The organism is Pseudomonas sp. GM80 (genome assembly GCF_000282515.1).
Classification (GTDB): Bacteria; Pseudomonadota; Gammaproteobacteria; order Pseudomonadales; family Pseudomonadaceae; genus Aquipseudomonas.
On the sequence record NZ_AKJD01000271.1, the window covers coordinates 1 to 10,381 of the forward strand.

A 10,381-nucleotide genomic window follows, 5' to 3' on the forward strand; every position below is an offset into this window, starting at 1 on the left:
TGCGATCTTTTGATCTTCAGGCAGCCACCACCACCCGATTCCGCCCACCTTCCTTGGCCTGATACAACGCTTTGTCCGCCGCAAACAACAGTTGCTCCAGCGTCAACTCACTCGCCGATGTCCAGGTCGCGATGCCAATACTTACCGTCATCGGCCGCTCAGCCCCTTCGACCCACGGCAATTGCTCCACCGCCTGTCGAATATGCTCGGCAATCTGCTGCGCCCCATGACCGTCGGTCTCAGCCAGAATCACCGAAAACTCCTCGCCGCCATACCGCGCCACCAGATCCGCCGGCCGCCGCACATTTGCCGTGATCAGCTTGGCGAGCTCACGCAGCGCCTGATCCCCGGCCTGATGTCCGTGCCGATCATTGAACGCCTTGAAGTGGTCGGCATCGATCATCATCACCGACATCGGCTTGCCCGAACGCTGGGCCCGAAACCATTCGTGACGCAGCGCCTGATCGAGCATTCGACGGTTGGCGACACCGGTCAGCGCATCAGTGGCCGCCAGTTGCGCCAGTTCGTGTTCGGCGCGCTGGCGTCGGCGCAGTTCGCGGGCCAGCAGCCAGGTCAGCCATAGCAAGCCCACGCAGAGCACGCCGGTAGCACCGCTGATCAGGATCGCCGTGCGGCGCCAGGTGGCGAATACTTCATCGCTGGACAGCGCGACCATCACCGTCAGCGGCAGGTTGCCAACGCGCGAATAGGTATAGAGACGCTGCTGATGATCCATGCTCGAGGTGCTGCTGAAACTGCCGTTGCCATCCTTGTCGCGCAGTATGCGAATGACATTGGGCCGATTGCCGAAGCTCTTGCCGATCGAATCGCTTTGCAGATAAGGCTTTTGCGCCAGCAGGACGCCGTCGTTGTCGATGATGTTCAGCGTGCTGTCTTTGCCGATGTCGAGGCTGTTGAACAACTGGTCGAAGTAGTCGAGCTTCATTGAAGCCACGGCGACGCCGACAAATTCGCCGGTGTCCGAGGATATCCGCCGGCTGAAGCTGATTCGCCACTGGTTGGCTTCATCACAGTCGCAACGGGTCTTGAACGGCCGGCTGATGAACATGCCGACATCGCGATTGAAGGCGTGGGCAAGGAAGTAGTCGCGGTCGGCGAAATTGCCCGGTTTCGGTTCGACCCGCGAAGAGTCGGCGAGCACGTCGCCATGCTTGTCGAGGAGCAGAATGTCGCCCTTGAAACGTGCGGTGGTGGAACGGTCGAACAGCGCCAAGTGGCGGACCTGCGGAGTGACATCGCGCAAATCATCGCGCTGGGCGGCGGCGATCAGGCCTTGCAGGGTCAGGTCGTAGAGTTCGACGGTGCGCAACACATCGGCGTCGATCAACTGGGCGATGGTGGTGGCGCTGCGGGTCGCCGATTCCTGAGCGTTGGCGTGCTCGCGGATCAGCAGAAAGGTGACGATGCATAAAATCGCGATCACGGTCAGCGAGCTGCCGCAAATCAGCAGCAGTTCGGGGCGTCCGGTCTTGCCCGAAACCGGAGGGGTACGGCTCGCGATCATGATGGGGTTATCGATTAGGGGATCTTATAAGCGTAGTTGCACAAACACTGCGGGGGATAACACTAAAAAAGATCTACTGTGGCGAGGGGATTTATCCCCGATGGGCTGCGAAGCGGCCCCAAAAAAGGGTCTGCTGCGCAGCCCATCGGGGATAAATCCCCTCGCCACAAAAACCATTTCAATCAAAATTTGTATCAGATCGCAATTGATTTGATGCTGATCTTAGAAGACGTTGATCGGGTAGTCGATGATCACGCGGTATTCATCTGTGTCTGAATCAATCGCGCCGTAGCCGTTGCCGCCACGGTTGGTCGCCCATTGCAGGCGTACCGCCAGGTCTTTCGCCTGGCCGCTTTGCACCACGTACTTGAGATCGATATCGCGCTCCCAATGTTTGGCATTGCGCCCTTCAGCGCTGTACCAGTTGGAATAGCCCTTGCCGTCAGGATCGACCTTGGTCAGATCCACCGTCCCGCGCGAGTACGACACCGCTGACGTCAGCCCCGGATAACCCACCCCGGCGAAGTCATAGGCGTACTTGAGTTTCCACGAGCGCTCATTCGGGCCGTTGAAGTCCGAGTACTGCTGCGAGTTGTCGAGGTAAACGCTGTCGCCCTGACTGATGTAGTCGAACGGCGTGTTGCCGTTAACCCGCTGATACGCGGCGGTGACGCTGTGGCTGCCGACGCCCACGGTGAAATGCAGGCTGTAGGTGTTGTTGTCGATGTTGCCGAGCAGCGCATCGCCGGTGTCTTGCGTGTGATAGAAGTGCAGGCCTGGGTTGAGGCTGACCAGATCGTTCAACTGCCAGGTGTAATCCAGGTCGTAGTAGTACTGGTTCCAGATGTCCCTCAGCTCAGAGGCGTAAAGGCTGCTGGTCAGACCTTCGACACCGCTCCAGGCCACGCCGGCCCAGTTCAGGTGCTGGCTCTCATCGCCATCGGCCAGGGTGCCGTAGGAAGTGCCGATGCGCGTGTGGCCACTCTGGTTGTACGGTTTGGTGAAACTCGCCTGGCCACCTTCGATCAGCCAGCCATCGAAGCTGTGGTTGGTCAGGCTCACACCACGAAACGTCTGCGGCAGCATGCGCGTGTCACCGCCGGCAATTACCGGATTGGTGAGAAACAGGTCACCGGCCTTCAACTCGGTGTCGAACGCGCGCATTTTCAACGTGCCACCGGCGGTGGAGAAAGCTCCCGGTGCTTTGCCGCCATTTTCTCGGACCGGCAGGATGCTCGAACCGTCCGTGCCGCCACCGCCGTCGAGTTTGAGCCCGAGCATGGCGTGGGCATCAATGCCGAAACCGACCGTGCCTTCGGTGTAACCCGACTGGAAAATCCCGAGAAACCCTTGGCCCCACTCAATGTTGTCGTCCGCCTGCTGCAAGCGGTTGCGATTCATGTAGTAGTTGCGGGCGTTGAGGTTGAGGCTCGAACCTTCGACGAAACCTTCTTTGGCTGGCTCGTCCGCGTGAACGGCAGGGGCAATCGTTGCGGCAATTGCAATGAACAACGGGGTGAAACGGACTGAGTAACGCACGTGCAATGGAGCTCCTTGGGTCAACTGGCGCCTCTATATTTTGAGGCGCTCGATGTTTCTTGTTGTTACAGACGAACCAAACGGCTTTCAGACCACAACGAAAAAAGGCCGCTGAACGGCAGCGGCCTGGAATGACGACGGTTGAACGGGAAGAGCCAAACAACCGCGTCGAGGGAAACGGTGCGGTGCGCGACTCAGCTGTCTTTTTCCAGCGATTGAGCCTGGGAATTTGCAGCCTGAGGGGCCTGCGTCGCGTCTTTGGCCTTGGCCATCATTTCTGCCTGATGCTGGTCATACGCTTGAGCGCGGGCAGAATTCTGCGCCACGAACGCGTGGGATTCTTCAGCCATCGCCAGCGGCGACAGGATCAATGAGGACAAAACGAAAGCGCTGGCAATACCCATACTGTTGGACATCTTGAAAACCTTCTCGCTTGGCGAGTGTGCTGTTTGGTGCGGGCAAAGATAAGGTTGCCGGGCAACGGGAAACAGCGCGATTTTCATAAATGACTGTTACAGCACAAGCAAAGATCACCCATCCAGTAGTGGTAGAAATCCTTGTGGCGAGGGGATTTATCCCCGTTCGGCTGCGCAGCAGTCGCAAATCCTGAGCACAAGGTCTGAAGGGGTCTTTGAGGCTGGAATTTTAGGGCCGCTTCGCAGCCCAACGGGGATAAATCCCCTCACCACAGTTGACCGCGTTCAGCCATGAAAAAAGCATTCAGACAGGAAGGTGAATGCCAAAGGTATTCATCCCCCGATCACTGCGCACAAACACATCCCCACCATGCATCAGCGCAATCGCCTTGACGATCGCCAGCCCCAGCCCATGGTTATTGCCACTGTTACTGCGCGACGCATCGACCCGATAAAACCGCTCGAACAAGCGTGGCAAATGTTCACTGGCAATCGGCGAGCCGGGGTTGGCGACGCCGATACTGACTTGATGTTCCTCAACCTCAATCCGCACCTCGATCACCTGCCCCGGCCCGGTATGCTGCACCGCATTACTGAGCAAATTGATCAACGCCCGCCGCAAATGCGCGACCTCGATCTGCACCAGCGCATCACCACTGACCAGCACCTCAACCTGCGCATCTTCAAGAATGAAATCCAGATACTCCAGCGTCGTCGCCACCTCATCGGCCAGCGAAGTCGAGGTGAGTTTGGTCGCCTTATTGCCCTGATCCGCACTGGCCAGAAACAGCATGTCGTTGATGATCGAACGCAACCTTTCCAGCTCTTCCAGATTGGATTGCAGCACTTCGAAATAATGTTCGGCAGAGCGCCCACGGGTCAGCGCCACTTGGGTCTGGCCGATCAGATTGGTCAGCGGCGAACGCAATTCATGAGCGACGTCAGCGTTGAACGATTCCAGCCGCGAATAGGCCAGTTCGACCCGCTCCAGCGTCGAGTTGAACGAGTCGACAAACTGCTCCAGCTCCGGCGGCAGCGGTGACAAACGCAAGCGCCCGGCCCGCAGCGGCGGCGCCAGACGTTGGGCTTCATGGGAGAGTTTGATCAGCGGTTTCAGGCCAATCCGCGCCACCCAGTAACCCAGCGCCGAGGCCATCAACACACCGACAATCGCCAGCCCGATCAAAGCTATCAGCAAGTTGTGCTGAGTCTCATGAAACGTCTCGGTATCGATGCCGATCATGAAGCGTAGCGGCGGACGCTGATCCTTGGCCGGCAACTCGGTCAACAACACTTTCAGCGGATAAAGATGCTCGGGCAACTGCAGGTCATGCATGCCCAGCGGCCCTTGGGCGAACGCGCGAATCACCGCATCCGGTTGACCATACTCGTAACCCGGATCGCCGCTCACCACCCAGAAACGAATGCGTTTGTCCTCTTCGCCGAGCAGCTTCAACTTGGCGGTGATCTTCGCCCAGTGCTCCGGGGTGCCGAAGCGATTGAGCGCCGATTCGAGCACGCTGTAACGCGCATCCAGCTCGGCTTCCGGCAGCAATCCCAAGCCTTTATCGACCTGCTGATACAACGCGCCGCCGATCAACAGAAACACCAGCAGCGCCACCAGCGTGAACATGCCACTGAGGCGCAGGGCAATCGAATTACTGGACACCACGGCTCTCCAGCACATAACCCATGCCGCGAATGGTGTGCAGCAGTTTCTCGTCGAACGGCCCGTCAAGCTTGGCGCGTAGGCGTTTGATCGCAACTTCGACGACGTTCGCGTCGCTGTCGAAATTGATGTCCCAGACCATCTCGGCGATGGCGGTTTTCGAGAGGATTTCACCCTGGCGGCGAGCCAATACGCTCAGCAGCGAAAACTCCTTGGCGGTCAGATCCAGGCGCGTGCCGGCGCGGGTCGCCTTGCGGCTGATCAAGTCGATCCACAGATCGGCGATGCTCACTTGCACCGGTTCATGGCCGCCACTGCGCCGGGTCAGCGCTTGCAGGCGCGCGACCAGTTCAAGGAAGGAAAACGGTTTGCCGAGGTAATCGTCGGCACCGTCGCGCAGGCCTTTGATGCGATCTTCGACACGCTCGCGGGCGGTGAGCATGATCACCGGGGTCTGCTTGCGCGCCCGCAACGCGCGCAGCACGCCGAAGCCATCAAGGCCCGGCAACATCACGTCGAGGACGATCACCGCGTAGTCGCTTTCCAGCGCCAGATGCAAACCCTCGACGCCGTCGCGGGCCAGATCCACGGTGTAACCCTGTTCCGTCAGACCGCGGTGCAGATAGTCCGCGGTTTTTTCCTCGTCTTCGATAATCAGAACGCGCATGACCCTGCCTCAGTCTGTGGTCGCCAATGCCGGTGCGGGCGATGGGGCTGGTGGGTGTGAGTGCCGGTGAAACAGCCGCTCAAGCCACAAGTATATGACCGGCGTGGTAAACAACGTCAGCATCTGGCTGACCAGCAAACCGCCGACCACCGCGATGCCCAGCGGTTGGCGCAGCTCGGCGCCGGTGCCGTAACCGAGCATCAGCGGCAGCGCGCCGAGCAGGGCGGCGAGGGTGGTCATGATGATCGGCCGAAACCGCGTGATGCACGCTTCGAAAATCGCATCCTGAGGTGATAAGCCTCGGTGGCGCTGGGCTTCCAATGCGAAGTCGATCATCAGGATGCCGTTCTTCTTGACGATACCGATCAGCAACACCAGGCCGATCAACGCCATGATCGAAAAGTCCTGACCGCAGATCCACAGCATGATCACCGCGCCCAAGCCTGCCGCCGGCAACGTCGAAATGATCGTCAGCGGGTGTACGAAGCTTTCATAAAGCACGCCGAGAATGATGTACACCGCCACCAGCGCCGCGAGAATCAGCCATGGCTGACTGGCCAGCGAACTCTGGAACGCCTGCGCCGCACCCTGAAAATTGCCGCTGATCGCGGTGGGCATGCCGATCTCGGCCTTGGCCTGATTGAGCAGAATCACCGCATCACCCAACGCCACGCCGGGCGCGAGGTTGAACGACAGGTTGGCGGCGGGGAACATGCCGTCGTGGGCAATCGACAACGGGCCAATGGTCGGCGCATCGAATTTGGCCAGCGCCGACAGCGGCACCATCTCGCCACTCAGTGGTGAGCGCAGATAGAAATAGTTGAGGCTTTCGGCCTTGCCGCGCTGCTTGGTGTCCAGTTCCAGAATCACGTTGTACTGGTTGACCTGGGTCTGGAATTCATTGATCTGCCGTTGGCCAAAGGCGTCGTACAGCGCCTCGTCGACATCGCTGGCGGTCAGGCCAAAACGCGCGGCGGCGCTGCGGTCGATGCTGATGTGGGTGATGCTGCCGCCCAGTTGCAGGTCGTTGGAAATGTCGCGGAATGCAGGGTTGCTGCGCAGTTTTTCCGTGAGGCGTTGCGTCCATGTCGCGAGGGTCGCGCCGTCGTTACTCTTCAGCACATATTGGTACTGCGCACGGCTCGGCCCGGAACTGAGGTTGATGTCCTGGCCTGCGCGCAGGTAGAGGACGATGCCGGGGACTTTCATCAGTTGCGGACGGATGCGGTCGATGAACTGGCTGGCGCTGACATCACGGTCGCCGCGTTTTTTCAGGGCAATCCAGAAGCGGCCGTTGGCGATGGTCTGGTTGCTGCCGGAGACACCGACTGAATGGGAAAACGCTTGCACGGCCGGATCGGCGGCGACGATTTCGGCCATGGCCAAGTGTTTTTTCACCATGTCGCCGTAGGAAATATCCGCAGCGGCTTCGGTGGTGCCGAGGACGAAACCGGTGTCCTGCACCGGGAAGAAACCTTTCGGGATAAAGATGTAACCGCCGATGGCCAGCGCCAGCGATAAACCGAATACGCCAATCATCAATTTTTGATGAGCGAGGGCGCGGCGCAGGCCTTTCTCATACCAACTGAGCAAACGTTCGCTGAAGCCCGGTTTATCGTGGGCGTGATGCACCGGTTTGCGCATGAACAGCGCCGCCAGTGTTGGCGCCAGGGTCAGCGACACCACCACGGAAATCATGATGGTCGAGGTCGCGGTCAGGGCGAATTCCTTGAACAGTCGCCCGACTACGCCGCCCATGAACAGCAACGGAATGAACGCCGCCACCAACGAGAAACTGATCGAGACCACGGTGAAGCCGATTTCGCCGGCGCCCTTGATGGCCGCTTCGCGCATATCGTCGCCGGCCTCCAAGTGTCGGTGGATGTTTTCCACCACGACGATCGCATCGTCGACCACAAACCCCACGGCCACCACGATCGCCACCAGTGTCAGGTTGTTCAGGCTGAAGCCGAGGATGTACATCAAAGCGAAACTGGCGATCAGCGACACGCCAAGCACCGCCGAGACAATCAGTGTTGCCGACAGCTGGCGCAGGAACAGCGCCATCACCGCCACCACCAGCATGATCGCGATCAACAGGGTGATTTCGACCTCATGCAGGGAGGCGCGAATGGTCTGCGTACGGTCGATCAGGGTTTTCACTTGCACCGAGGCCGGCAACATCGCTTCGAGGCCGGGCAGGGCGGCTTGAATGCGGTCGACGGTTTCAACGATGTTGGCGCCGGGCTGGCGCGAGATCACCAGGTTCACCCCGGGTTGATCACCGGCCCAGGCTTGCACGTAGGCATCTTCCGAACCGTTGACGACTTTGGCGACATCGCGCAGGTGAACCGGGGCGCCATCCTTGTAGGAAACGATGAGTTGGCTGTAGTCCTCAGGGTGGAACAACTGGTCGTTGGTCGACAGCGTCGAGATGCTCGATTCACCGTACAGCGCACCTTTGGCGAGGTTGAGGCTGGTCTGTTGAATCGCCAGACGAATGTCGGCGAGGGTCAGGCCGATCGCGGCGAGTTTGTCCGCCGAGGCTTGTACGCGAATCGCCGGACGTTGCTGACCGGTGATGTTGATTTGTCCTACGCCGTCGATCTGACTGATCTGACGTGAGAGCAGGGTTTCCACCAGATCGCTGAGTTCGGTGCCGGGCATTTGCGTCGAGCTGACACTGAGGATCAGCACCGGGCTGTCGGCCGGGTTGACCTTCTTCCAGGTGGGCAGCGTCGGCATGTCCTTGGGCAGTTTGCCGGCGGCGGTGTTGATCGCCGCCTGGACTTCTTGCGCGGCGGTGTCGATGCTTTTATCGAGGGTGAATTGCAGGGTCAGCAGGCTTGAGCCTAGCGCACTGCTTGAGGTCATCTGAGTCATGCCGGGGATGGCGCTGAATTGCACTTCCAGCGGCGTGGCCACGGATGAAGCCATGGTGTCGGGGCTGGCGCCGGGCAATTGCGCGGAGACCTGAATCGTAGGAAATTCCGCTTCCGGCAGTGGGGCGATTGGCAAGCGCGGGAAGGCAATCAAACCGACCAGCACCAGAGCGATGGTCAGCAGGATTGTGGCGACCGGATGATCGATGCACCACGTGGAGACGCCTTTGTGCGCCTTCATGGTTTCGGCTCCGTTTGCACCACCTGCGCCGGTTCGGTCATGACTTGCACGGTCGAGCCGGGCTTGAGCCGCGACTGGCCGTCGGTGACCAGCACGTCACCGGCCTTCACGCCTTTGATGATGTCCTGGCCGCTGCCTTGGTAAACCATCTGCACTTGTACGGCTTCGACCTTGTCGCCATTCACCCGGTAAACGAAGTGTTGGTCGAGACCACGTTGTACGACAGTGGGTGGGACGACCAGCGCATCTTTGTCGAGGGCTGTCTGAATTTTTACCGTGACCAGCAGACCGGGCCAGAGCTTCTGACTGGCGTTGTCGAACTCGGCCTTGGCGCGGATGGTGCCGGTGTTGGCGTTGATCTGGTTGTCGATCAGGGTCAGGTGACCTTCGCCGAGCAGGTTGCCGGTTTCGCCATCAGTGTCGGCGCCGATGTAGGCCTTGACCGGTGCGCGCTGTGGATCGTTGATCAGGCCTTGCAGGGTCGGCAGCATTTGCTGGGGCAGGGAGAACTCGACGGCGATCGGGTCGATCTGGGTGACGGTGAACAGGCCGGCGGTGTCGGTCATGCGCAGGAAGTTGCCTTCGTCGACTGTGCGAATACCGACGCGGCCGGTGACCGGAGAGCGGATCTGCGTGTAGGAAAGTTGTACCTGCGCGGAATCGATGGAGGCCTGGTTGCCTTGGGCGGTGGCCTTCAATTGGTTGACCAGAGCTTGTTGTTGGTCGTAGGTCTGTTTCGAGATGCCGTCGTCGACGGTGAGCAGTTTGTAGCGTTTGAGGTTGACCAGGGCGACTTGCAGTTGCGCCTGGCTTTCGCCCAGTTGGGCGCGGGCCTGGTCGAGGCTGGCGCGGATGGAGCGGTCGTCGATGGTGGCCAGCAGGTCGCCTGTTTTGACCAGTTGGCCTTCTTTGACGAGGATTTTGGTGAGGATGCCGTCTATTTGTGGGCGCACTACCACGCTGTGCAGGGAGAGTACCGAGCCGATGCCGCTGGTGTAGCGGGGGACGTCTTTTTCGCTGACCGCGATGACTCGCACCGGGATGGCCGTGGGGGGGGCGAGTTTGGTCGGGGCGGGTTTCAGGGCGTACCACAGACCTGCGCCTGCGAGGACGATCAATAGGGTGGCGAGCAGGGCTTTGTTCTTTTGGATTCGCATGCGGGGTGGGCGCCGGACGGATTTTGGGCAGGGTTAGGGTCTTTATAAACTTGTTTGGGGGTCAGGAGGGTGACGGCTGGCTGTCAGCGCTGTCAGTTTCGTGTGTACATATCCGTTGCTGCGGTAACGGCTACTTAGGGTTTCGCCCTGACGGCGACTCACTTTTTTACAAGCGCCTAAAAAAGTAAGCAAAAAACGCTTGCTCCTACGTGCGGCCCGCTCGCTGGGGCTCGGGGTTCCTTCGCTACGGGATCGATCCGGGCGCAGCGCCTACGGTTTGCTTCG

7 protein-coding genes are annotated in these 10,381 nt (G+C 59.8%); all 7 read right to left on the reverse strand.

Going from position 1 to position 10,381, the window contains the following annotated elements:
- Window positions 1–16: 16 nt before the first annotated feature.
- A complete protein-coding gene (locus PMI37_RS30700) occupies window positions 17–1,525 on the reverse strand; it encodes a sensor domain-containing diguanylate cyclase (RefSeq protein WP_008088911.1) in 1,509 nt (502 codons plus the stop codon).
- Window positions 1,526–1,747: 222 nt separating this feature from the next.
- The gene (locus PMI37_RS30705; RefSeq protein WP_045123360.1) at window positions 1,748–3,064 is read right to left on the reverse strand and encodes an OprD family porin; all 1,317 of its coding nucleotides are present in this window, start codon (window positions 3,062–3,064) and stop codon (window positions 1,748–1,750) included.
- A gap of 194 nt (window positions 3,065–3,258) precedes the next feature.
- On the reverse strand, window positions 3,259–3,480 hold the full coding sequence (locus tag PMI37_RS30710; protein WP_008088915.1) for a hypothetical protein: 222 nt from the start codon (window positions 3,478–3,480) through the stop codon (window positions 3,259–3,261).
- A gap of 304 nt (window positions 3,481–3,784) precedes the next feature.
- Entirely contained in the window at window positions 3,785–5,149 is a 1,365-nt protein-coding gene (locus PMI37_RS30715; RefSeq protein WP_008088917.1) for a heavy metal sensor histidine kinase, read from the reverse strand.
- Complete coding sequence (locus PMI37_RS30720; protein ID WP_007916978.1) at window positions 5,139–5,816, reverse strand: heavy metal response regulator transcription factor; 678 nt, start codon at window positions 5,814–5,816, stop codon at window positions 5,139–5,141. The genes PMI37_RS30715 and PMI37_RS30720 overlap by 11 nt, the downstream gene beginning before the upstream one ends.
- A gap of 9 nt (window positions 5,817–5,825) precedes the next feature.
- Window positions 5,826–8,939: a multidrug efflux RND transporter permease subunit gene (locus PMI37_RS30725; protein ID WP_008088919.1), complete on the reverse strand. Its 3,114-nt coding sequence runs from the start codon at window positions 8,937–8,939 to the stop codon at window positions 5,826–5,828.
- On the reverse strand, window positions 8,936–10,096 hold the full coding sequence (locus tag PMI37_RS30730) for an efflux RND transporter periplasmic adaptor subunit (protein WP_008088921.1): 1,161 nt from the start codon (window positions 10,094–10,096) through the stop codon (window positions 8,936–8,938). Before PMI37_RS30730 ends, PMI37_RS30725 begins: the two co-directional genes overlap by 4 nt.
- Window positions 10,097–10,381 lie beyond the last annotated feature (285 nt).

Coding starts and splice junctions, on each gene's coding strand:
- PMI37_RS30725 (WP_008088919.1), bottom strand. CDS start 8,939: ATGAAGGCGCACAAAGGCGTCTCCACGTGGTGCATCGATCATCCGGTC.
- PMI37_RS30700 (WP_008088911.1), bottom strand. CDS start 1,525: ATGATCGCGAGCCGTACCCCTCCGGTTTCGGGCAAGACCGGACGCCCC.
- PMI37_RS30720 (WP_007916978.1), bottom strand. CDS start 5,816: ATGCGCGTTCTGATTATCGAAGACGAGGAAAAAACCGCGGACTATCTG.
- PMI37_RS30710 (WP_008088915.1), bottom strand. CDS start 3,480: ATGTCCAACAGTATGGGTATTGCCAGCGCTTTCGTTTTGTCCTCATTG.
- PMI37_RS30730 (WP_008088921.1), bottom strand. CDS start 10,096: ATGCGAATCCAAAAGAACAAAGCCCTGCTCGCCACCCTATTGATCGTC.